Annotated in this window: 23 protein-coding genes and 1 tRNA gene; 7 read left to right on the top strand and 17 right to left on the bottom strand. The window is 56.5% G+C overall.

Annotated features, from left to right (window positions below):
* The first annotated feature begins 225 nt into the window (after positions 1-225).
* Positions 226-1,065, top strand: a complete 840-nt coding sequence (locus tag AC2FI7_RS14645; protein WP_496833450.1) for a hypothetical protein — start codon at positions 226-228, stop codon at positions 1,063-1,065.
* Positions 1,066-1,545: 480 nt separating this feature from the next.
* On the opposite strand, the gene AC2FI7_RS14640 is transcribed toward AC2FI7_RS14645, so the two are convergent.
* From AC2FI7_RS14640 to AC2FI7_RS14605, 8 genes are all read right to left on the bottom strand, one after another.
* Positions 1,546-1,622 (bottom strand) — tRNA-Met (locus tag AC2FI7_RS14640).
* Between the two features lie 82 nt (positions 1,623-1,704).
* Positions 1,705-2,676, bottom strand: coding sequence for an alpha/beta fold hydrolase (locus AC2FI7_RS14635; protein WP_010437898.1), 972 nt, complete (start codon positions 2,674-2,676; stop codon positions 1,705-1,707).
* A complete protein-coding gene (locus AC2FI7_RS14630; RefSeq protein ID WP_010437895.1) occupies positions 2,676-4,148 on the bottom strand; it encodes a flavin-containing monooxygenase in 1,473 nt (490 codons plus the stop codon). Before AC2FI7_RS14630 ends, AC2FI7_RS14635 begins: the two co-directional genes overlap by 1 nt.
* 83 nt (positions 4,149-4,231) lie before the next feature.
* Entirely contained in the window at positions 4,232-5,035 is an 804-nt protein-coding gene (locus tag AC2FI7_RS14625; RefSeq protein ID WP_010437892.1) for a PaaX family transcriptional regulator C-terminal domain-containing protein, read from the bottom strand.
* A gap of 53 nt (positions 5,036-5,088) precedes the next feature.
* Positions 5,089-7,113 carry a phenylacetic acid degradation bifunctional protein PaaZ gene (paaZ, locus tag AC2FI7_RS14620; RefSeq protein ID WP_010437890.1) on the bottom strand — a complete coding sequence of 675 codons (2,025 nt, stop codon included), beginning with the start codon at positions 7,111-7,113 and terminating at the stop codon, positions 5,089-5,091.
* Between the two features lie 28 nt (positions 7,114-7,141).
* Positions 7,142-8,494 carry a TRAP transporter large permease gene (locus AC2FI7_RS14615; protein WP_496816554.1) on the bottom strand — a complete coding sequence of 451 codons (1,353 nt, stop codon included), beginning with the start codon at positions 8,492-8,494 and terminating at the stop codon, positions 7,142-7,144.
* Positions 8,494-8,997, bottom strand: a complete 504-nt coding sequence (locus tag AC2FI7_RS14610; RefSeq protein WP_170397701.1) for a TRAP transporter small permease — start codon at positions 8,995-8,997, stop codon at positions 8,494-8,496. Before AC2FI7_RS14610 ends, AC2FI7_RS14615 begins: the two co-directional genes overlap by 1 nt.
* 54 nt (positions 8,998-9,051) lie before the next feature.
* Complete coding sequence (locus tag AC2FI7_RS14605; protein WP_170397704.1) at positions 9,052-10,071, bottom strand: TRAP transporter substrate-binding protein; 1,020 nt, start codon at positions 10,069-10,071, stop codon at positions 9,052-9,054.
* A 200-nt stretch (positions 10,072-10,271) separates the two neighbouring features.
* On the opposite strand from AC2FI7_RS14605, the gene paaG reads away from it, so the two are divergent.
* The 5 genes from paaG to AC2FI7_RS14580 all read left to right on the top strand — a co-directional run bounded on the left by paaG (position 10,272) and on the right by AC2FI7_RS14580 (position 13,711).
* Positions 10,272-11,057: a 2-(1,2-epoxy-1,2-dihydrophenyl)acetyl-CoA isomerase PaaG gene (gene paaG, locus AC2FI7_RS14600; protein ID WP_029621654.1), complete on the top strand. Its 786-nt coding sequence runs from the start codon at positions 10,272-10,274 to the stop codon at positions 11,055-11,057.
* Position 11,058: 1 nt separating this feature from the next.
* Entirely contained in the window at positions 11,059-11,487 is a 429-nt protein-coding gene (gene paaI, locus AC2FI7_RS14595; RefSeq protein WP_010437880.1) for a hydroxyphenylacetyl-CoA thioesterase PaaI, read from the top strand.
* 15 nt (positions 11,488-11,502) lie between these two features.
* On the top strand, positions 11,503-12,810 hold the full coding sequence (paaK, locus tag AC2FI7_RS14590; RefSeq protein ID WP_010437878.1) for a phenylacetate--CoA ligase PaaK: 1,308 nt from the start codon (positions 11,503-11,505) through the stop codon (positions 12,808-12,810).
* 22 nt (positions 12,811-12,832) lie between these two features.
* Positions 12,833-13,429 carry a TetR/AcrR family transcriptional regulator gene (locus AC2FI7_RS14585; RefSeq protein WP_010437876.1) on the top strand — a complete coding sequence of 199 codons (597 nt, stop codon included), beginning with the start codon at positions 12,833-12,835 and terminating at the stop codon, positions 13,427-13,429.
* Between the two features lie 69 nt (positions 13,430-13,498).
* Complete coding sequence (locus AC2FI7_RS14580) at positions 13,499-13,711, top strand: hypothetical protein (protein WP_010437875.1); 213 nt, start codon at positions 13,499-13,501, stop codon at positions 13,709-13,711.
* A gap of 3 nt (positions 13,712-13,714) precedes the next feature.
* On the opposite strand, the gene AC2FI7_RS14575 is transcribed toward AC2FI7_RS14580, so the two are convergent.
* From AC2FI7_RS14575 to AC2FI7_RS14540, 8 genes are all read right to left on the bottom strand, one after another.
* Positions 13,715-14,473, bottom strand: a complete 759-nt coding sequence (locus AC2FI7_RS14575; protein ID WP_496816557.1) for a Phenylacetic acid catabolic protein — start codon at positions 14,471-14,473, stop codon at positions 13,715-13,717.
* Positions 14,474-14,485: 12 nt separating this feature from the next.
* On the bottom strand, positions 14,486-15,559 hold the full coding sequence (locus tag AC2FI7_RS14570) for a 2Fe-2S iron-sulfur cluster-binding protein (protein ID WP_010437871.1): 1,074 nt from the start codon (positions 15,557-15,559) through the stop codon (positions 14,486-14,488).
* 14 nt (positions 15,560-15,573) lie between these two features.
* Positions 15,574-16,032 (bottom strand): 1,2-phenylacetyl-CoA epoxidase subunit PaaD, encoded by a 459-nt coding sequence (gene paaD / locus AC2FI7_RS14565; protein WP_010437869.1) that lies wholly within the window; start codon positions 16,030-16,032, stop codon positions 15,574-15,576.
* Between the two features lie 6 nt (positions 16,033-16,038).
* Positions 16,039-16,797, bottom strand: coding sequence for a 1,2-phenylacetyl-CoA epoxidase subunit PaaC (paaC, locus tag AC2FI7_RS14560; protein ID WP_496816558.1), 759 nt, complete (start codon positions 16,795-16,797; stop codon positions 16,039-16,041).
* A complete protein-coding gene (gene paaB / locus AC2FI7_RS14555; RefSeq protein WP_010437865.1) occupies positions 16,797-17,081 on the bottom strand; it encodes a 1,2-phenylacetyl-CoA epoxidase subunit PaaB in 285 nt (94 codons plus the stop codon). Before paaB ends, paaC begins: the two co-directional genes overlap by 1 nt.
* An 18-nt stretch (positions 17,082-17,099) precedes the next feature.
* Positions 17,100-18,092, bottom strand: coding sequence for a 1,2-phenylacetyl-CoA epoxidase subunit PaaA (paaA, locus tag AC2FI7_RS14550; protein ID WP_010437863.1), 993 nt, complete (start codon positions 18,090-18,092; stop codon positions 17,100-17,102).
* Positions 18,093-18,107: 15 nt separating this feature from the next.
* Positions 18,108-19,310 (bottom strand): 3-oxoadipyl-CoA thiolase, encoded by a 1,203-nt coding sequence (gene pcaF, locus AC2FI7_RS14545; protein ID WP_010437861.1) that lies wholly within the window; start codon positions 19,308-19,310, stop codon positions 18,108-18,110.
* A gap of 197 nt (positions 19,311-19,507) precedes the next feature.
* On the bottom strand, positions 19,508-20,326 hold the full coding sequence (locus tag AC2FI7_RS14540; protein WP_010437860.1) for a cyclase family protein: 819 nt from the start codon (positions 20,324-20,326) through the stop codon (positions 19,508-19,510).
* A 266-nt stretch (positions 20,327-20,592) separates the two neighbouring features.
* On the opposite strand from AC2FI7_RS14540, the gene AC2FI7_RS14535 reads away from it, so the two are divergent.
* A complete protein-coding gene (locus tag AC2FI7_RS14535; protein ID WP_496816560.1) occupies positions 20,593-22,686 on the top strand; it encodes a 3-hydroxyacyl-CoA dehydrogenase NAD-binding domain-containing protein in 2,094 nt (697 codons plus the stop codon).
* Positions 22,687-22,793: 107 nt separating this feature from the next.
* Here the strand turns inward: AC2FI7_RS14535 and rpe are convergent, their stop codons facing one another.
* The gene (gene rpe, locus AC2FI7_RS14530) at positions 22,794-23,483 is read right to left on the bottom strand and encodes a ribulose-phosphate 3-epimerase (RefSeq protein ID WP_010437857.1); all 690 of its coding nucleotides are present in this window, start codon (positions 23,481-23,483) and stop codon (positions 22,794-22,796) included.
* Positions 23,484-23,654 lie beyond the last annotated feature (171 nt).

Raw genomic sequence — 23,654 nt, 5'->3', positions numbered from 1 at the left:
CACAAGCCGGTAATACCTGCTGCCAAATTCGGTGCCCTCGTCTCTAGTCAAAACCTGCTAATTGGCGAATATCCGTAGCCTTGCTGCAAAGCGACCGGGTTCCCGCCTATAGCGTTAGTCTAGCCACTGGGCGGTCTCGATCAGTTTCATAAAATAGCTTGCCGAATGAAATCTAAGCGAAATAAGAATTAGGTGCTTTTCGCTTCAATTCCAAAGGAGAAGTCTGTGAACGCGCATGAGAGACTAAATGACATGATAGCCGAGTTGGTTGGATTACAAGGACACTGGCAAACAATCGCACAGGCTGAACAAGAGGCGCATGAACAACAAGATCAAACCCGCGAAGCACTAATACGTTCAAGCAGAGGCAAGCTCGAAAAGGACTTGATTAAGATTTGGTCCCAGATCAGAGGCTACAAACATGAGGCCGATATCTCTGTCAGACAAATTCAGAAGGGTGGAGTTTCAACAGATGAAACCGACCTTGGCAAACAAGGAGACGTTGCTTTCCAGCTGCCTGATGGGAAACGAAAAGTGTTTCAAGCCAAGTCGTTTTCTGGAACGGACAATAGCCCTCTCAATGGCCACATTAAAAAAGCCTGTTCACAACTCTTTGGTTCAAATCCAAACGAGATCCCTGCGGCTGGAGCACAGCTAATTGCCGAGATTGATGTGCATTCTGGCAAGGCATATTGGCCGTATAAGAATTCAACGTACCTAAAAGGTAAGCTTCATAAGCTGAGCAAAGCGATGATTGGGAAACAGGCGGCAGACATAATTGAAAGGCTGATGAATGAGGGACTAGACGTCGCTCTTGATGCGATCAAGAAAAGGGCAATAGCTCATGGGGTGGACGGAAAGCTTGCACAGGATGAGCTGATCCACAGACTCAAATCCTCCGTCATAGCGGTACGCGTTAAGTACAAGAAGCAACTTCAAGGCGATGTCTTGGGGTACCAAGAGAAAGAAGTATACAGGAGCACTGAGGGTCCCGTAGTCTCAATTGCCGCTTTAGCGCAGATACAGGGTGGTCACGTCAAAATTACAAAAACTAAAGTAAAATGAGCGCCTTCAGCAATACACTTGATGGCAGCTGAACTGAGTAGTCTGATCATGAGTTTTCTCTGAACGAGTTTCGAGCCACCGCAGCACAGCCTTCGGCCTCTCGCCCTTATCTCCGCTTGTCGGGTTGGTGAGCCCTTGTGCCCGTGCCCAGATCCGAAATCCGGGGATCCACAGACAACCCTCTGATACCATAGGCTGAATCACCCGGCAACACCTACCTTATCGGGATCAACCTCCAACAAGGTTTCGCGCCCAAACACAGCCACCTCAACTCTAAGTCGGTGAACCTGGCAAGACACCATATTCGGGCCACCTTTTTATAGTGGCGGAAAAATGGGGGTTGGTTCGTCTCTCACAAGGACTTGGGTGCGAATCCGGCAGAAGGGATCAAATCGCGTACCTTGTCCCCCATATGTCCCCCCAGAAGCTAGGCCAGAGAGTGCAAGCGGCACCAACGTTAATGTAAGTGATTGATTTTAATGGTAGCGGAGGAGGGACTTGAACCCCCGACACGCGGATTATGATTCCGCTGCTCTAACCAACTGAGCTACTCCGCCACGAGTGAGAGGCGATGTAAGCGACGGACCGGAGAGGGTCAAGAGGGAAATGAGGGTCTGATGGGATTCTTTGTGTGCGCTTTCAGTGAGGGTTTTGTTTTGTCATGTCGGCGTGGGTCATGCCGGCGATCTGGCGGATGAAACGTGCGCAGATATCAGGCTCTGTGATCAGGATCATGTGACCTCGGTGTTCCAGTTTTTCGAAGGTGAGGCCGAATTTCGTCATTGATGCACCGTGTGTCTCAGCCGACAGGATCGGATCTTCGGTGCCGAACAGGATGCCTCCGGGCGTTTTCAGATCACTGTATCGTTGGGTTAATTCACCCATGCTGCTTTCTACGCCGATGACGTCTTGCGACGCGGTTATGAAGGCCGAAGGTCGCAGGCCCAGAGCGCCCCCGGCGCGGTTTAGAAAATCGGCAGGCGCGGGTTCGGGGGCGAAGACATCTTTCAGGACCAGCGGTGCTGTTTTACGGGCCATCGGGACGGCGATGGTGTTTCCGATCAGGCTACGCAACCAATCCGTGCTGATTTCCAGTGACTTAAAGACGGCAGGCGGTTCGGGCATCTGCTGCGTGAGAGGGGCCAGAAGTGCCAGTGCCGAGATAGTGTCGGGATAGTCCAATGCCATTTCCAGCGATAGCGCTCCGCCAAGCGAATGGCCAACCAGTATGGCCTGGTCGACGTTCTTGGTTTCCAGAAACGCTTGGATCATCCGGGCCTGTTCAGGCAGAGCGGCCAGCGCAGCGGTATCACGGGTTGAATAACCGCAGCCTGGTCGGTCGACCGCGAGAACGTGATAGTCCTCTGCCAGATCATCCATCAATGCGTATGTAAAGTGCTGCAATTGGCCCGAGAGGCCGTGGATCATGACAATGGTCGGGTTGGCGGGGTCGCCCTTTTCGACATAGTGGATGCTACCGCCTCGAACGGGCACGATTTGTCCCAATTGTGGCACCATCTCGATCCCTTGACGGGTCAGGTGGCGCGTCCAGAGGTTCATGCACAGCAGGAAAGCCGCCAGCAGCAGGACAATCGTCAGCAGGATCGACATCATGGGTCTCCGATTGTTTCTCTTACAGAATGGTATTGTTCGAGCCCGGATCGCGCCATGCGTTTTCTGAACTCGGACACAGTGCCCGGCCACAGCGTTGTATTGCGCCCCTCAGCGTCCTGATACCAAGAGGTGCAGCCACCTGATTGCCAGACGCTTTCGAGGTGACGGTCCTGCATCTCTTTCGTAAACGCCGCCTGTTTGTCGGTTTTCGGGGTGATGGTGCGAAGACCACCCTCCTGCATTTCTGTTAGAACACGACCTATATGAGCCACCTGTGCTTCGATCATAAGCACGACAGAGTTGTGCCCCAGCCCGGTATGCGGGCCGAGTAACATGAAGAAATTAGGAAACCCGGCAATTGCGGTGCCAAGGTTGGCCTGCATACCCCCTGACCAGGCCTGTTTCAGTGTCCGATCATTGGTTCCAGTTATGTTGAGATTATCGACCACATCAGTGACATGGAATCCGGTTCCCCAGACCAGAACATCAGCGATGAACTCGCGGCCGTCACCCGCGATGATGTGACCTCCGTCGATCCTGGAGACGGCATGCGGCACCACATCCACGTTGTTTCGTGCCAGTGCCGGATACCAGTCATTTGAGCTGAGGATGCGTTTGCATCCAATTGTGTAGTCAGGCGTCAGCGCGGCTTTCAGGTCTGGATCGGTGATCGCGCTGTCCAAGGCCTGGCGCCACATTTTCATTGCAAAATCGACAGCCCGCGGTTCGCCCCGAAACACGCGATGACGAAACTCAAACAGCATATAGATCAGTTGGCGCCGGATGCGGGGCAACACTGGGAAGTACCGATACAAGCGGCGCACCCATGGTGCAATCGGGCCGTCCGGGCGAGGCAGAACATAGGGCGCGCTGCGTTGGAAGATGGTGACCTGCGCCGCAGTTTTAGCGATCTCGGGGACGAACTGAACGGCTGAAGCTCCAGTACCGATCACAGCCACTCTTTTACCAGCTAGCGAGACGTCGTGATCCCATTCTGCGGAATGGAAGCTAGGGCCGGGAAAGCTGTCAGCGCCGGGGATTTGCGGGATGCGCGGCACGTGCAGCGCGCCGATAGCCGAGACCAGAAACCGCGCTGACCAATGGTTGCCGTCCGCTGTCACGACCTGCCATCGCGCACCATCCCACCGCGCAGATTTGAGTTTCCGATGAAATTGACAGAGTTCGTACAGCCCCTCATCCTGCGCGATTTTCTGTAAATAGGATTGGATTTCGGCGCCACCTGCATAGGCGCGGCTCCAATCCGGGTTCAGATGTGTCGCCATCGAGTAGAGATGCGAGGGGATATCGCAGGCGACGCCAGGATAAGTATTTTCTCGCCATGTACCGCCGATGTCGGCTGCTTTCTCCAATATGACAATATCTGCGATGCCGCGCTTTCGCGCCTCAATTGCCATAATTAACCCGGAAAAACCTGCGCCGATGATAAGCATATCTGTTTGCTTCGTCATCCTTCGGCCTCCTCCGTTGGCGCTCCACTTAGCTGATCAGATGATAATGGTCGCAAACGCATTTTGAACAGAGTGCCGTTTGGTCAACCACTCCCGCTTAGAATGGCAGCTGAGGGCCGTGGAAGCAGATCAAGCATGCGAATAATGCTGTTTCGACAGGCAGGGCCGACCCAATCAGGTGGGTAAAAGGCTGCAGGCAGGTCCGGTTGGCGCAGCACCACACGCCGCCATCGATGCACCAGCAGAGTCCGTAATGTGGCGCTCTGCAATGGTGTTGGTGTCCATTCCTCGGGGTGAGTTTTTGCTGCGTTCTGGACTGCAGTTAGCAATGCCCGGCACGAAGCGCGCAGCTCGGGTGGGCATAACCGATCCTGAATCCACTTCGGGGCTGTTTGCGGCGAGATATCCAGCGCAAGTAATCCTTCCGCCTGAAGCGGAGCCGCACCTGCCCTCATTGCTATGTTGCGTCCGATTGGAATGTAGTCATCGCTGAGCATTACATCCTCAAGCACCTGCGTACCCGTTCCGTCCTCGGCAATCAGCAGATGCCAATGTTCAACAGGCGCCGAGTCACGCGCATAAATGCGCGGTGTGACGGCCGCTGATTGGGTTCTGCCAAATTCCGAGAGTACATGACGTGAAACGCGACCGATCCGGTCGCTCTCGATCCAACCATCCTTGCGCAATCGGTGGAGCGCCACCCGGATCGCTTCGGGTTTGATGCCCATCGGTTCAATGATCTGAGTCAGCGCGCCGCCTGAAATCTGCGCGCCCGGTTCCTGTGCCATATCTCCGAACAAAGAGACAATAATCGACCAGACCCGCTGGTCTTGCGGATCCACTAGATCGGCTACGGCCGTTTCGAACCATGAGCTTTGATTGGTCATGGGACCAGTTTAACCCATTAGGCCCAATAAGAAAAACAGGTTACGCTACCGAGTTAGCGGGCATTCATAGTCAAAAGTTCGTATTCTGCGACCGGCTCGTCATCCTGATTGGTCAGGGACACGTGCCAGCGAACCTCGCCATAATCGTCATTGCGTGGGGTTTTCTGCTTGACCGTCAAACGCACTTTGATGCTGTCCCCGGCGACGACCGGCTTCATGAACCGCAACCCGTCCAACCCGGTATTGGCCAACACCGGCCCCTCGTTCGGTTCAACAAACAAGCCAGCCGCGAAGCTGAGCAACAGATAGCCATGCGCTACGCGACCGGGGAAGAACGGATTTCGTGCCGCTGCCTCCTCGTCCATATGTGCATAAAAGGTATCGCCGGTGAAATTGGCGAAGTGTTCGATGTCCTCCAACGTGATTACGCGCGAGGCTGTGTGCAGCGTCTCTCCGACCTGCAACTCACCGAATTTACGGGTGAACGGATGTGCCGGACCTTGGATTTCAGGTGACCCAGTAACCCATTTAGTTCCGATACTGCTGAGCATTCGCGGTGAGCCCTGAATGGCGGTGCGTTGCATATAGTGTTTCACACCGCGCACGCCGCCCATTTCCTCACCGCCGCCCGCGCGGCCGGGCCCGCCATGCACCATATGCGGAAGAGGAGAGCCGTGGCCGGTCGATTCTGCCATCGAATTGCGGTCGTTGATGTAAATCCGCCCGTTATAGGCCGCGGCCCCCATCACCACATCCCGCGCAACCTCAGTGTCGTGGGTGATCAGTGAGGTGACCAGAGACCCCTGCCCGCGATTGGCCAGTGCCACAGCATGATCCAGATCGCGGTAACCCATCAAGGTTGAGACCGGGCCGAACGCCTCGGTATCGTGCACGCGCTGCGCCTTGTCGGGGTCAGCGCAGTGAAACAGCATCGGAGGGACGAATGCGCCAGTTTCAGGGCCGTGCAGGTCGAACGCGTCGGGGTTTCCGTAAACCCGCTCAGCCTCTTGCCCGATCAGGTTGGCCTTTTCCAAAACGTCTGCTTTTTGTCCGTTCGACACAAGTGCGCCCATGCGTGTGGTCTCGGCCCGCGGATCGCCGATGGTGATCTTCGCCAACCGCTCCGAGAGCGCGGAAATCACGGCGTCGACCTGACTATCGGGCGCGATGATGCGTCGGATAGCGGTGCATTTCTGGCCCGCCTTGGTGGTCATTTCACGAGAGACTTCCTTAACGAACAGATCGAATTCCGGCGTGCCGGGCTCTGCATCCCGGCCGAGGATTGAAGCATTCAAGCTATCCTGCTCAGCAACGAACCGGACTGAGTTCTGCAAGATCGCAGGTGTCTGGCGTAGCTTCAACGCGGTGTTCGCCGAACCGGTGAAGCTGACCACATCCTGACAGCTTAAGTGATCGAGCATATCTCCCAACCCGCCTGACACCAATTGCAGCGCACCGGCGGGCAGGATGCCACTGTCCAGAATTATCCGCACGGCCAGTTCGGTGACATAACAACTATTGGTGGCTGGTTTCACGATGGCAGGAACGCCCGCCAAAAGTGTTGGAGCGAGTTTCTCCAACATGCCCCATACCGGGAAATTGAACGCGTTGATGTGGACCGCAACACCCTGCAGAGGGGTGCAGATATGTTGCCCCAGAAACGTGCCGTTGCGCGACAGTTGCTCGATATCTCCATCCAGGTAGACCTGCGCGTCGGGCATCTCGCGCCTACCCTTGGAGGCGAAGACAAACATCGTGCCGATGCCACCGTCGATATCGATCAGGTGGTCCTTCTGCGTGGCACCCGTTTCAAAGCTCAGATCGTAGAGCGCCTGTTTATGCGCTGACAGCTCTTGCGCCAGCGCTTTGAGCATCCGGGCACGGTCGTGGAATGTCAATTTACGTAGGGCTGGGCCACCGGTGTTGCGTGCATAATCAAGCATCGCCTGCACGTCGAGCGCCGTGTTGCCAGCGCTGGCAAACGGTGCGCCGGTGATGGCGGATGCGATGGTGCGTGCGCCTTCTCCGGGCGCGACCCAAGTGCCAGCGGCAAAGCTGGAAATCTGATGCAGGGACATGATGTTCTCCTGTTTGATGAGGCGGGGCTCAGTGCCCCAGCGCGCCCATTTGCTCCGGCAGATACAGCACCACGATGGGCACCAGCACGATCAGCGCAAGGCGGAAGATATCGGCAACCCAGAATGGTGTGACGCCGCGAAAGATGGTGCCTGTCGAGACGTCGCCCACCACCCCTTTCAGGATGAAAACGTTCAGACCAACGGGTGGGGTGATTAGCGAGATTTCGGTAACAACCACAACGACGATGCCGAACCAGATTGGGTCATAGCCCAGAGACGTGACCAGCGGGAAGAAGATCGGAACCGTCAGCAACAGCATCGAGAGAGATTCGAAGACGCAACCCAGAATGATGTAGATACCAAGGATCATCAGGATCACGACAAACGGAGCCACATCATAGGCGGTCACCATCGCGATCAGGGCTTCGGGCAAACCGGCCAGATTGATGAAATTTGAGAATATCTGCGCACCAATCAACACCGCGAACAAGGCAGACGCGGTAAAGCAGGTCTCTTTCAGCACCTCGAATGTCGAGCCAACCGTGAGACCCCCACGAAAGAGTGCAATCAGAAAGGCCCCAGCGGCCCCCATACCTGCGGCCTCGGTGGGTGAGAATGTCAGGTTTAGGGGCTCAAAATCGAAGGCTCCATAAAGCCCGCCAATCACTAAGAAGAACAACAACAGCACCGCCCAAACCGAACCCAGCGCACGGATGCGTTCGGACCATGTGGCACGCTCTCCGGCTGGGCCGGCCTCGGGGTTGCGCCAGACGGTCCAGCGCACGGCGAAGAGGTAGAACAGAATGCCGAGGATGCCAGGGATGATGCCCGCCATGAACAGTTTCCCGATCGAGGTCTCGGTCAGCAACCCGTAGATGACCAGAATGACCGATGGTGGGATCAGAATGCCCAATGTACCACCGGCGGCAATCGAGGCGGTCGAGAGTTCATCGGAATAGCGGTAACGCCGCATCTGCGGCATCGCGACCTTTGACATCGTGGCGGCGGTCGCCAGCGACGATCCGCAGATAGCCGAAAATCCGCCACAGGCCGCAACCGTTGCCATGGCAATACCACCGCGCATGTGGCCAAGAAAGGCGTTGGACACCGCATAAAGCTCGCGCGCCATGCCGCCCTTATTCACGAACAGGCCCATCAGGATGAACAGCGGCACAACCGACAGACCATAGTCCTGCGCAGTGTCGGTGATCTGTCGGCCCACCATGGACATGGCAGCCTTCATCCCGCGCTCATCAAAGATTGAGCCGCCACGCTCATAGGCAAAGCCCAATGTGCCGACCAGACCCATGGCAAAGACGATAGGAAGGCGCACCAGCACCAAGATCAATACAATCGCAAATCCGATTAGCGCTGCGGTCATTACATAGGCTCCGACAGTGTATTTGGGGCGAAGGCCTTTAGCAGCCCAGTGGCGATCATCACCAGTGCAGTGATGGCAACAGACAGGGTAATGAACCAGCCGATCAGGTAGGTGGGGATTGAAAGATATTCGGTTACATCCCCATAATCCCGCGCTCGCTCGGCCAGGACCCAAACGCGCTGGACCGGCCAGAACAGCATGATGCCGCTGACCACATAGATCACAACGTCCCGCGCACGCGACAGATGCAGACGGTGGAAGAACCCGTCTGTCAGATCGACCGCGATATGGCCATTGGTGGTGGAGACGATCGGGAGGACAGAAAACACCAGAATTGCCATCAGAATGCGCGTCAGCTCGGTGGCGGCCTCAATGGGCGCATTGAAGACCGAACGCAGGATCACGTCGCAAAAGGTCATTACCATCAGGATAAACAGTGCAATGCAGGCCACGATCACGGGAAGGGCGCTGGCACGGCGCACAAGCTGAATAATAGGGGTCATGGGAAACTCGCGCAGGGTAAGTCAGGGCGGCGCAAGAGCCGCCCTGCAGTCGGATCAGTTCGAGGACATTTCCGATTTGATCATGTCATATGCGGCCTGAGCGTCGACACCTGTTGCGTCAACCTCGGCGATGACCTTGCCGCGGATGTCTTCGGCGATGGCCGAGAACTTCTCCATATCCGCATCTGTGGCAGCGTTGATGGCATTGCCTTCTGCCGCCTCGGTTGCCTCACGTCCAGTGGCGTCGATCTCATCCCAGATTTTGCCGATCTCACGGCTCAGCGGTTCGCCGAACACGTTTTCTTCCAGCGCCGTCTGCAGCTCGGGTGGCAGATCTGCGAAGGTGTCTTCGTTCATGATGAAGGCAAACGAACCGCGATAAAGACCACCGGGCATCTCATAAACATTCTGCGCAACCTCTGTCAGCTTGAAACCCTTGCGCGATTCCAGCGGCATGACGACACCGTCCGCCGCTTTCGACGCCAGTGTTTCATAGACTTTCGGAGCAGGCACCTGAATGCCGGTCGCGCCAAGCGCCGCACCAACGTCTCCGCCAACGCCACCCGGGATACGTACTTTCAGGCCCGAAACCTCATCCAGAGTGGTTACTGGCGCGCTGGAATGCAGCTGCGCGGGTCCATGCGTGTGCAAGGCGATGACTTTGACACCACGATGCTCGTCAGCAGCTTTCAAGTACTTGTCGTAGGCGCGCCAGTAGGCAACCGAAGCGTCCTCGGCCGAGCCTTCGTAACCAGGCAGTTCGATCAGCTTGGTGGTGACGAAGCGTCCCGGTTGATAGCCGTGAAAGATAATCGAGGCATCGGCCGCGCCATCCATAATCAGGTCCATCTGCGCAGGCGGTGGAGCGATACCCAGCTTAAGCTCTGCGGTGACCTGCCCGTCAGTGGCCTCCTCTACCATTTCGACGAATTTAGGCCACATCTTTGCGTTGATGCCGTGGGTGGGTGGGGCCCAGCTGGAAATTGTCAGGGTGTAGTCAGCCGCAAAAGCAATGGTGCCGGACACCGCCAAGGTTGCAGACGCCAACAATGTGGTGAGCTTGGTGAATTTCATGACCGGGTCTCCTCCTCAAAATCGCAAGTCGTGAATGTGTTAATGGTACGTTTTGTAACTATCAACGACGAGAAATGCGGTTCCGCCCGCTGGCCAAAGTGCATTTCCGATCGCCGAGTCACAAACGGCTATAGAATTTATTGACCAACCGTTCGGTTTATGCAAGAAGTTTGTTGTAACTTATGAAAAGCGAACCGGGCATGTCTGATACGATTATTTCGCAGAATATGGGGCAATGGGTTGAAATCACACTCAATCGCCCAGATCGCCTGAACAGTTTCACGGATGAGATGCACTATGCCTTGCGCGCCTCGCTTGAGGCCGCGCGTGATGGTGGAACCCGCGCTGTGTTGCTGACTGGGGCCGGACGCGGGTTCTGTGCCGGGCAGGATCTGGGGGATCGAAACCCCGCAACGATGGAGGGCCCGCCAGACCTAGGCAACACCGTGCGCACGTTTTATGCACCTTTGGTGCGCCTAATCCGGTCGCTGGAATTTCCCGTTGTTTGTGCCGTCAATGGTGTCGCTGCCGGGGCGGGTGCGAATCTGGCTTTGGCATGTGATGTGGTACTGGCCGCCGAATCTGCCAAGTTCATACAATCGTTTTCCAAAGTGGGACTGATCCCCGATACAGGGGGCAGTTGGCATCTGCCCCACCTGCTGGGTGAGGCACGGGCCAAGGGGCTGGCTTTGACCGGGCAGCCATTGCCCGCGCAACAGGCCGCGGATTGGGGGCTGATCTGGAAGGCCATCCCCGACGCTGACCTGATGACTGAGGCGCGAGCGATGACGGAACAGTTCGCCAATGGTCCAACGCTGGGACTTGGCTTGACAAAACAGACGATTCAGGCAGCAGCCACGAATTCCCTGACCGACCATCTGGAGGTTGAGGCAGACGCGATGAAAACCTGCGGTGAAAGTGCGGACTATGCCGAAGGTGTTACAGCGTTTCTGGAAAAACGCGCGCCGGTCTTTCGGGGAGAATAAAATGACGCCAAAGGAGCGCGCCCAAAAAGCCGCGGCCGCCATGTGGGGGCGAGACAATGCCTCGAAATGGGCGGGCATGGAATTGGGCGAAGTTGACGAAGGGACCGCGATCCTGACGCTCGCCGTTCAGGACCATCACTGCAACGGGCACGGGATCTGCCATGGCGGCGTGACATTCATGTTGGCCGACAGCGCCTTTGCCTTTGCCTGCAATAGTCGCAACCAGTCCACAGTCGCCCAGCACAATGTGATCAGCTACGTCGCGCCCGCGCGATCCGGTGACCTGCTGACGGCCCGCGCAACGGAACTGAGCCTGAACGGGCGCAGCGGCATCTATGACGTAACCGTAACCAACCAGACCGGCCAAAAGATCGCAGAGTTTCGGGGCTTTTCCCGCGCGGTCAAAGGCCCAGTGTTTGACGAGACCTGAGATGAGGGGGATGGCATGAAGGATCTTACTCCGAACAAGGCGGATCTTGATCCGATCGAGATCGCCTCGGTTGATGAAATTCGCAGCTTACAGTTGGATCGGCTTAAATGGTCGCTGCGCCATGCCTATGAAAACGTACCTATGTACCGGCAGCGGTTTGATGAGGCTGGGGTGCATCCTGATGACCTGCAATCTCTCAGTGATCTCGCGCGTTTTCCGTTTACCTACAAAAACGATCTGAGGGAAAACTATCCTTTCGGTCTGTTTGCCGTACCGCGTGAGCAGATCATCCGTGTTCACGCCTCGTCAGGAACCACGGGCAAGCCAACCGTGGTGGGCTATACGCAAGGCGATATCGATAATTGGGCCGATCTGGTGGCAAGGTCACTACGTGCCAGCGGGTTGCGCCGGGGTGACATGGTACACAACGCGTATGGCTATGGCCTGTTCACCGGTGGTCTGGGCGCGCATTACGGGATTGAACGTCTGGGGGCCACGGTCGTCCCGATGAGCGGCGGGCAAACCGCCAAACAGGTTGATCTGATCACTGATTTCAAGCCCGACGGGATCATGGTGACGCCGTCCTATATGCTAAATATTCTTGAACAGTATCATAAGGTTGGCCTAGATCCGCGCGAATGCTCTCTGGCTGTCGGCGTCTTTGGCGCCGAACCTTGGACAGATTCCATGCGCTCCGAGGTTGAACAGGCCTTCGACATGCACGCTGTCGATATCTACGGCCTGTCCGAGATCATGGGACCAGGCGTCGCCAATGAGTGCGTCGAAACCAAAGACGGACCGGTGATCTGGGAAGATCACTTCTATCCAGAAATCATCGACCCCCAAACCGGTGAGGTCATGCCCGACGGTGAGATCGGTGAACTGGTCTTCACCACGCTGACCAAAGAGGGCCTTCCGATGATCCGCTATCGTACCCGCGACCTGACGCGGCTGTTGCCCGGTACGGCGCGGTCGATGCGACGGATGGAAAAGATCACCGGCCGCTCGGACGATATGATCATCCTACGCGGCGTAAACGTCTTCCCCAGCCAGATCGAAGAGCAGGTTTTGGCAACCGGCGGTCTGGCACCCTATTACCAGATCGAACTTTACAAAGCCGGACGGATGGACGCGATGCGCGTACATGTAGAGGCAACGCCGGATGCGGCGGATGAACTGAGCAAAACCGCTGCCGCCCGGATGTTGTCGCGACGGATCAAAGAGGTGGTTGGAATCTCGACCGAGATCGATATAGGCGAGCCGGGCGAGGTCGAACGCTCGCAGGGCAAAGCCCGGCGCGTAGTCGACAATCGCGACAGTTAAGACAGAATCGGAGGGTCAGGATTTGGCGCGGACGATAGCAAAAGACCACGACGATAAGCGGGCTCGTATCCTGAAATCCGCCGCCCGCGTCTTCGCGCAGGAAGGGTTTGACCGGGCGTCGATGTCTCAACTGGCGCGCGAGTGTGGAATATCCAAGGCCAATATCTATCACTATTATGACAGCAAGGACGCGATCCTGTTTGACATACTCGACAGCTATCTACGACAGTTACGCGACCAAATTTGCGGCCTTGATCTTGAGAGGCAGGCCCCTGCGGACCGCCTGAGACGGGTGCTGCAGGAAATCCTGCTGGCCTATCAGGGCGTGGATGATGAGCATCGTGTGCAAACCAGCGGCATGTCCGCCTTGCCCGAGGAGCAGCAGAAACTGCTGCGTGGCTATCAGCGGGATCTGGTGGAGTTAGTCAGCGACATCATCGCCAGCGTTGCGCCCCAAACTTTCACGAACGACACCGCCAAGCTTCGGGCGACCACGATGTCCGTTTTCGGGATGTTGAACTGGTTCTATATGTGGAACGCAGGCGCAGATGCCGAGGCGCGTAGTGACTACGCTGCGCTGGTAAGCAATCTGACCTTGTTCGGCGTTGACGGTCTCTGACGCTCGGCTGGCACAGAGTTGATTTGGCTCAGTCACTCAAATGGGTTTGAATGGGGGCGGAGGTCGCCCATGCAAAGCCCTGATCGTTTCGACAAATTCTATTTCGCCAAAGTGGGTTTGGGCGAAGCCTGTGGTTGCGCCGAACGCGTGATTGATGTGTTTGAATTCAACCGGAAGGCTGGCGCGCAGACACAATCAGCGAAGAAGGACCGACGCAAACGGCGATCTCTGCGTGGGTTGGCCGTGAAATACGGATTGCTCAGCCGCAAGCGTCAGCCCTGAAGGTCAGGGCGCTTTTAGCCCCAGATTCGCTACCTGCTCAGTCGCCTTCGCCACCCACTGATCTTTCATCTCGGCTCCGGTCAGTTGTCGTAGCCCCAGCTTGCGCAGCGTCTCGATTTTCTCCGCACTCCCGGCCCCAAAACTGGCCGCCACGCGGGGCCACCAATAGTCAATTGACGCCTGCATCTCGGCAGCCTTCCCCTGTTCGATCAGCTTGAGCGCGCCTTCAAGGGCCAGTTCTCCATGGCGCGCCTCGATCGGAGCGATATCCCGGAAGGCTTCGGCTAGAGGTTGATAAGATATCTGAGAGAATTGAGCGAGTTGAACTGCAACCGCCTGGCTCATCAGCAGGTTCATCACCACAGCGTCCTCCCACCCTTCGATGGGATAGTTGAACACCGCAAGTCGCATATCATGTTCAGACCGGGTGGCCCCAATATCTGCATCGCGATCCAGACGCGTGGTCCAGGGGTGATGGTTTGCATAGCGATCAGTGTTGGCCCCGAACTCGCCCATGATTTTCAGCACACGATCTGCATTGTCGGTCTTTTCCAACACAATCTTTGCCGCCGCGATGCGTTCCTTGATGCCGGGGCCCTGATTGATGATGTCGGCAAAGCCCGCAGCACCTGCCAGCTCACTATCCACGAAGGTCGCCATTAGCTTCATAAGTTCTGCGCGATAGCGTGGCGGAACATTGGTTGGATTGCTCAGGACGCCACCGGCGGCCAGATAGCTCTCGATTGTCATGTCTTCAGCCATCATTCCCTCCGTCTACTGATCGTAGTCCACGACCACGGTGTCGGTCAGCGGATAAGCCTGACAGCTCAGGACGTATCCTTTTTCGACCTCGTAATCTTCCAAAGCGTGATTGGCGACCATCTCAACATCACCCTCAAGCAGCCGGCAACGACAGGTCGAGCACACCCCGGCCTTGCAGGCGTAAGGCGCGTCCATTGCATTCTCCAATGCGGCATCAAGGATCGATTGATCCTTGGGCATGGTGATTGACTGCGTTGCCCCGTCCATTGTGATCGAGGCCTTGGTCTGGTTGGCCTGAGACGCCGTGTCCGCACCACTTACCTTACGCTTGGCCCGACCGGGTTGGGCGCTGGCGAAAAGCTCGAATTTGATTTGTCCATCATCCAGCCCATGTGCACGCAGGGCAGAAGCGATGCCCAGCATCATGGGCTCGGGGCCGCAAATAAAGGCTGTGTCGACATTCTTGATGTCGATCCAGTGTTCGAACAGGTCGGCACATTTCTCTTGCGTGACCAAACCGGTGAACAACTCGATTTCCTGCGCATCCGTTTCCAGAATGTGGATCACGTTCAAGCGCCCCATATAGAGGTTCTTGAGATCCTCAAGTTCCTCTCGGAACATGATCGTGTTTACGCCCTTGTTGGCATAGACCAATGTGAAGCGTGAATGCGGCTCCCGGGCGAGCGTGGTTTTCAGGATCGACAGAACCGGGGTGATACCTGACCCACCAGCAAAGCCCAGATACTGCTTTTCGGCGGACGGATCGATCGCGGTGTGAAAGCTACCCATCGGCGGCATCGCCTGAACCGTGTCGCCCACCTTCAGGTCAGTGTTGGCCCAGGTTGAGAACGCGCCGCCATCGACGCGCTTGATGCCGACCTGCAGAATGCCTTCATCCTTACCAGCGCAGATAGAGTATGATCGGCGCAACTCTTCCCCGTCGAAATCGCGACGGAAGGTCAGGTATTGGCCTTGGGTGAAATCGAATTCCTCAGCCGAGCCGTTCACCGGTTTCAACGTCACCACCACCGCGTCGCGGATGGTTTTGTGAATGTCGGTGACTTCCAGATCGTGAAAGCGTGCCATCCGGTGATCCTCCCTCAGATGCACTTGAAATAGTCAAAAGGTTCCAAACAGTCGGTACAGCGCCAATGGGCCTTACACGGGGTCGAGCCGAATTGGCTGACCTTCTCGACCGCTTTGCTGCCACAAAGTGGGCAACGTTCGGGTCCGCCAGCGGGCTGGGGCGGAGCGATACCGTATTCCTCAAGCCGAGCACGGCCCTTGTCGCTGAGCCAATCGGTGGTCCACGCGGGCGCAATGCTTGTTTCGATCCGCAAATCGTCAATCCCGTGATCACGCAACGCGGTTTCGATATCCATGCTGATCACCGAAGTCGCCGGGCAGCCCGAATAAGTCGGGGTAACTGTGACCAACAGCGTGTCATCGTCCCACTGCACATCACGCACAATGCCCAGATCGACGACCGAGATCACTGGGATCTCGGGGTCGGGAACAGCGTCCAGCCACTCCCATACCTGATCAGTCGAGGCCCTCATGCGCTCTTACCAAGAGGCGCCGGGATAGGCGCGTTGAAGCCACTGTATCTGTGTCAGTAAATGGCCCAGATGTTCGGTATGCATCCGCCCGTCACGCCCACCTTTATGGGCAAAGCGGCTTTCGGGAATGGTCAGCGTTGCCTCGCTCAGAACCCGCATGATCAGAGCGTCATATTCTGCTCGCAGAGATGCCGGGTTCGGAGTAATCCCCGCCGCAACCATCTCAGCATCAACATCATCGCTGGCAAACATCTCGCCTACATAGGGCCAGAGATAGTCCAGCGCCTCCTGCATCCGGGCGTGGCTTTCTTCGGTTCCATCGCCGAGCCCGACAACCGTGTCGCCAGAGCGTTCAAGGTGATAGGTGACCTCTTTGCTGGCCTTGGCAGCAATCGCCGCGACCCGCTCGTCGGATGATTTCATTAATCGCCCCAGCATGATCGAATGCCACGCATCGAACAGGAACTGGCGCATCAGAGTGCGCCCGAAATCGCCATTCGGGACCTCGACCAGCAACACATTACGAAAGTCCCATGCGTCGCGCAAAAAGGCCAGGTCATCGGCGCTTTTGCCGCCGTCGATGTCACCGGCGAGGCCCAACCACATCTGGGTCTGACCGATCAGGTCCAACGCAGTGTTGGCCAGCGCGATATCCTCCTCCAGCACCGGCGCGTGGCCGCACCATTCGCTAACGCGATGGCCGAGGATCAGGGTATTATCCCCCATCCGCAGCAGAAACTGCAGGATTGCTTCGTCCCGGGTCATCACATTGCCCCCACTTCATCGGGAATGTCGAAAAAGGTCGGGTGACGGTACACTTTGCTCTCACTGGGCTCGTAAAGCGGGCCTTTGTCGCTAGGCGAAGAGGCCGAAATGTTGTTGGCTTCAACCACCCAAATCGACACGCCTTCGTTGCGGCGGGTGTACACATCCCGCGCATTCTTGATCGCCATCTCCGCGTCAGGCGCATGCAGCGAGCCGACGTGGCGATGGCTCATCCCATGCTGACCGCGGATGAAGATTTCCCACAGGGGCCATTCGTTGTTCATTTGGTATCCTCCTTGGGTTTACTCTGCCGCCAGATTGCGTGTGCGTTTCTTGCGGGCATGGGCCAGCAGGCCGTCACGCACCCATTTTCCATCGTCCCACGCCTTGTTACGCGCGGCCAAACGATCGACATTGCAGGGGCCATTGCCCTTGATCACATCGAAGAACTCGGACCAGTCGGGGTCGGTGTAGTCGTAGTGGCCCCGCGCTTCGTTCCATTTCAGGTCAGGGTCAGGGATGCTCAGACCCAGATATTCGGCCTGTGGCACGGTCTGATCCACGAATTTCTGGCGCAGCTCGTCATTGGTGTTTATCTTGATTTTCCAAGCCATCGACTGGGCGGAATGGACCGATTCCTTGTCGGAAGGCCCGAACATCATCAGCGACGGGTACCAAAGCCGGTTCATCGCATCCTGCGCCATCCGGCGTTGTTCCGGCGTGCCTTCCGCCATCTTGCGGATCGCGTCATAGCCCTGACGCTGGTGAAAGCTTTCTTCCTTGCAGATGCGGATCATCGCGCGTGAATAGGGGCCAAAGGATGTCCGCTGCAGTGGAACCTGATTCATGATCGCGGCCCCATCGACCAGCCATCCGACCGCGCCGATATCAGCCCAGTTCAGTGTCGGGTAGTTGAAGATCGACGAATACTTCATGCGGCCATCCAACAGCATCTCGGTGATCTCGTCCCGGCTGACGCCCAGCGTTTCGGCCGCACAATAGAGATACAGCCCATGCCCGGCCTCATCCTGCACCTTGGCCAATAGGATCGCCTTACGCTCCAGTGTTGGAGCGCGCGTGATCCAGTTGCCTTCGGGTAACTGGCCGACAATCTCGGAATGCGCGTGCTGGCCAATCTGACGGATAAGGGTCGCGCGATAGTCATCGGGCATCCAGTCTTTGGGCTCGATCTTGATATCGGCGTCGATCTTGTCCTGAAAGGCGCGCTCCTGCTCGGTCATCTCCTCGCGGGATTTTACGCCTGTTCCGGCTGTCTTGATCATCTGAGCGTACATGTGAGGTCTCCTCCCTTACACGCGTTCAAGAATAAGTGCAGCACCCTGCCCTACCCCGACGCACATGGTGCAGAGCGCATAGCGCCCGCCCGTGCGGCGCAGTTGATAAGCAGCGGTCATAACCAACCTTGCGCCGCTCATCCCAAGCGGATGCCCGATCGCAATGGCGCCTCCGTTCGGATTTACATGGGGCGCATCATCGGGCACCCCCAGTTCGCGAAGCGTGGCAAGGCCTTGCGAGGCAAATGCCTCATTCAATTCTATCACATCCATCTGATCGATGCTGAGACCCGCGCGGGCCAGTACCTTGCGGCTGGCTGGAACAGGGCCGATGCCCATCACGCGCGGCTCAACCCCGGCAACGGACATTCCGACAACGCGGGCAATTGGGGTCAGATCGTTCTTTGCCGCTGCGGATTCATTCGCCATCAAGATCGCCGCCGCGCCGTCGTTTACGCCCGAAGCGTTCCCAGCCGTGACGGTCTTATCCAACCCGTTGATGCCCTTCAGGCCCGACAGTTTCTCGGCTGTGGTTCCAGGACGCGGATGTTCATCCGTGTCGACCACCACAGGATCGCCCTTACGTTGCGGGATTGTGACCGGGGTGATCTCCTCCCGAAACACCCCGGTCTGGTGCGCCGCGGCCCAGCGGGCCTGGCTGCGTTCGGCAAACGCATCCTGATCGGAGCGGTTGATACCGTAAGCTTCCGCTACGTTATCTGCTGTTTCGGGCATCGAGTCGATACCAAATTCCTGCTTCATCTTGGGATTCACAAAACGCCAGCCGATCGTTGTGTCGTAGACTGAATTCGCGCGCGAGAAGGCGGACGTCGCTTTGGGCATCACAAATGGTGCGCGCGACATGCTTTCAACACCCCCGGCGATGGCCATGTCATAGTCCCCGGCGCGGATCGCGCGGGCCGCCATACCCACGGCATCCATCCCAGAAGCACAAAGTCGGTTGATGGTCGTTCCAGGCACATCCACCGGCAGCCCCGCCAGCAACGCCGCCATGCGCGCCACGTTGCGGTTGCTTTCCCCAGCCTGATTGGCGTCGCCGTAGATCACGTCGTCTATGCCTGTCCAATCAACCTGAGGGTTTCGCGCTATCAGCGCAGCAATCGGGATCGCTGCCAAATCATCCGTGCGAACTTGGCTGAGGCTGCCGCCATACCGTCCGATTGGTGTGCGCTGCGCGTCGCAGATAAAGGCGTCCATTGGGCGAGGGCTCCGAGAATTATATCGCGTGATTAAGTGACCGATAGGTCGGTTAATAAGCAACACCGCGATTCGCAGCAAGTAAAATGTAACATGATTTTAAGTTTTAGAGGATAATGGTAACATATTAGGGCTCCTAAATTATTAAAGCCCGCAGATTTGCGGGCTTCAATAATTGGCATGAATGACGACGAAATTCAGACCATCGCAAATATGCGGGCCGGACCGCCAGACCCCCCGCGATGAGCTGGCGCACCCACAATCAATGTCGTTCCGCTGGCTGGCACTTTGTCCAGGTTTGCAAGATTTTCGATGCCATACCTGTTCGTAGGTAGCCACGCGTAGTGAGTAGCAAAATCGGCTGATGGTCCGTGATCGAGGGATAGGGAATCCACCGCCAAGGCAACAGCGCCTGTGCCATCCATCAGCATCTGTGCGGCTTCGACATGGAAACCCGGAAAGTGCATTTTGCCTTCGGCGTCTGCGTTGCGGAAGTCTGGCGTTGCGGATTTAGCTCCCCACCCTGAATGCATCGCGACGCAAGCGCCGTCTGGGATCGGACCGTTTGCAGAGATCCAGGCCTCAAGATCGTCAGGCGTAACCTGAGCATCCGCATCCTCTGCTGCCCGCGCAGCGATATCAATTACGCAAAGTGGGCATACCAGATTGGATACAGGAATTTCATCAACCGACTGACCATCGGCCGAGAAATGTAGCGGCGCATCGATATGCGTGCCTGTGTGTTCATTTACAGCGAGATTGAACAGATTGAAACCGTGGTCCTTGAAGTTGAAGGCTTGAGTTGCCTCAATTCCGGGTTCGCCAAAATAGGTCGGAAAATCAGCATCATATATATGTGTCATGTCTACGACTTCGCCATGGCCCATCGCCATTGCAGGTGTCGTCGCAGCCGAGCTTAGTGCGGTTCCAGCCACCATTGCGGCCCCGGCGTTAAAGAAAGAACGCCGAGATAGCATCCGATCTTTTACCGCATTCATTACGCATACATCACACATCTTGTAGCTCCCTTATTAAATGACACCGACAGCGGAATACTGCCCGACATGCTTGACTGAGTCCAATTCAGCCCCCTTAAGTTCAGTTTAGCCCGACGCTGATGATGTGCGTTTCACATGTTCGTAACGCTGCGACCGTAGCGCAAAAACCGAACGGTTGGTCGATTATAGGGTTGAATACTGTCTCAGTACGGTTCAGTCTCTGACTGCGTGGCAAATCGGGTTGAATGGACCACAACGCATATCTTTTCAGGAGGCAGGAACAAATGTCCCAGGTAATTGGCTATGAAAAAGTGGGCGACATCGCGGTTTTGTCGGCGAATAACCCGCCGGTAAATGCTCTGGGTGCAGAAGTACGCCAAGGCCTCCTGGCAGGGATTGAGCGTGCTGAAGCTGATGGCGTACAGGCCGTTTTGATTTACGGTGAGGGGCGGACCTATTTTGCCGGCGCTGATATTCGCGAATTCGGCAAGCCACCGCAGGATCCTTGGTTACCCGCGCTCTGCGATCGCATTGAAGCATCACCGCTTATGGTGGTTTCATCTCTACACGGAACAGCCCTTGGCGGCGGGCTTGAGGTTGCACTGTCCTGTCACTACCGTATTGCGACCCCATTAACAAAAGTCGGGCTACCTGAGGTCAACCTTGGCATCATCCCCGGCGCGGGTGGAACCCAACGATTGCCACGGGTCGCTGGCGTCGAGGCCGCATTGGAAATGATAACGACAGGCCGCCATGTGCAGGCCTCTGAAGCGTTACAGATGGGCGTGCTGGACAAGGTGCAGGACGGAGATCCGCGCGAGATTGGTTTGGCCTTCGTACGAGATCTACTTGAAACGGGCGCACCGCGCCGACCTGTCTGCGAAATGGCTAAACCGACGCCGATCGACTTTGACGCGACCTATGATGCCGTATTGAAGAAAGGACGGGGGCAGCTGTCGCCTGCGATTGCCGTGCGTGCTGTGCAAGCCAGCTGTGAAGCCCATGATTTTGCAGCAGGACAGGCTCGCGAACGGGAACTGTTCACCGAGCTGATGGCGTCAGATCAGCGAAAAGGGCTGATCCATGCCTTCTTTGCTGAGCGCGCTGTCTCCAAACTCCCGGAACTGCAAGGGATCAACCCCCGCGAGCTTCATCAGATAGGTGTTGTCGGAGGGGGTACGATGGGCGCAGGCATCGCCACATCCGCTCTGCTGGCGGGGCTTACGGTTGTATTGCTTGAAATGTCGGTGGACGCAGCCAAGGCTGCAAAAGACCGGATCGCAGCAAATCTGGCGGGTGCTGTGAAACGGGGGAAGCTGAGCCCAGACGCGCAAGTGGAAATTCTGGAGAATAGGATAACCCTGTCCACGGACTATGATGGGCTGAGTGGCGTTGATTTGGTGATAGAAGCCGTTTTTGAGGATATGGAGATCAAGAAACAGGTTTTTGCAAAACTGGATGCGACCTGTAAATCCGGTGCCGTGCTGGCAACAAATACCTCATATCTCGACCTGAACGAAATTGCAGCATCCACAGGCAGGCCCAGTGACGTGATCGGTCTGCACTTTTTCTCACCTGCACATGTGATGAAACTGCTTGAGATCGTTGTTGCGGACCACACTGCGCCCGAAGTTATTGCGACAGGATTTGCTTTGGGCAAACGGTTAGGGAAAGTGTCCGTCAGGGCTGGCGTATGCGACGGTTTCATCGGTAACCGTATTCTCAACGCCTACCGAACCTGCGCGGATCACATGGTTCTGGATGGGGCAAGCCCTTTTCAGATTGATGCCGCGTTGACCAGATTTGGATTTGCAATGGGGCCATTTGCGGTATCCGACCTTGCCGGGCTAGACATCGGTTGGGCCGCGCGCAAACGCAAACGGGCTACGGGCCTGGACCCGCGCGCGCGTGAAAGCTTCTATGCCGATAAACTATGCGAAGCAGGGCATTTTGGTCAGAAGACCGGCAAAGGTTACTATGTCTACGAGCCGGGAAATCGAAGCCGAAAACCCAACCCTGAAATCATGCCTTTGATCGAAGCCGAGCGCGCCGCCAAAGGTATCTCTCCACGAGAGTTCACCGACGAAGAGATCGTGCGTCGTTATATGATTGCGATGGTGAATGAGGCGGCAAAGGTAGTTGGTGAGGGGATCGCCCGCAGACCACTGGATGTGGATATCACGCTGCTTTATGGCTATGGATTTCCACGATATTGGGGCGGACCATTGAAATGGGCCGACTTGCAGGGACTGTCAGACGTGGTGGATGACATTCGCCGGTGGTCTGGAGAAGATCCATATTATTGGCAGCCCGCGCCTTTGCTTGAAAAACTGGCAACCGAAGGTCGTTGTTTTGACGATCTCAACAAAGCAAGTTGAGATCTAGGCCTCCTTGCCCGCCAGATATTGAAATTGCCAATGTTGCCGGGCGGAGCAAGAGAAGGCGTTTCCAAAGAAACGCCAATACCTGACAGGTGCGTTTGGGATTAGTTTAGTACACCTTCAGCAGCTGCGCGAACTGCACGAATATTGTCGCCATAAACAGACGGATTTGAAACTGACCCGCCCTTGAAAACAGCCGAGCCAGCGACCAGCACATCTGCACCGGCGGCTGCAACCAGAGGTGCGGTGCTGGGATCGACACCACCATCTATTTCGATATGCACCGGGCGGTCACCAATCATCTGACGCAAACGGCGCACCTTGGCGGTCATATCAATGAACTTTTGCCCGCCAAAACCGGGGTTAACGGTCATAACACAAACCAGATCGGTCAGATCCAGCAGATGCTCTACCGCCTCAGCTGGTGTTCCCGGGTTCAAGGCAATACCTGCTTTCATCCCGGTGGCGCGAATGGCCTGTAACGTGCGATGCGAGTGCGGCCCGGCCTCAACATGAGCTGTGAGCACATCAGCCCCAGCATCGGCATAAGCCTGAATGTATGGATCGACCGGTGAGATCATCAGATGCACATCCATAACCGTCTTCACATGTGGTCGGAATGCTTTGACCGCCGGGGGGCCAAATGTGAGGTTGGGCACAAAATGCCCATCCATAACATCCACATGAACCCAATCGGCGCCTTGCGTTTCAATGGCCTGAATCTCTTGTCCGAAGTTTGCGAAATCTGCCGACAGGATCGACGGTGCGATCTTGATGGAACGGTCAAAGTTCATGGCGGGCCTCATGCGGATATGCAGTTGCGAGGGGATATATCTGTGATGGGCAAGGAGCGGTAGACCCGAGATACAAAAATCTTACCAGTCTCCCCTAACCTGCCGCCGCTCACCCAAGCCTCGGAATAAGTATCCTATTTATCGAGAGCGGGAGTGGGATTTCATACCTAA

Source organism: Ruegeria sp. YTSA064, assembly GCF_059610325.1.
The sequence above is the reverse complement of the archived record's forward strand: the minus strand, read 5'-3'. Positions and strand labels throughout refer to the sequence as shown.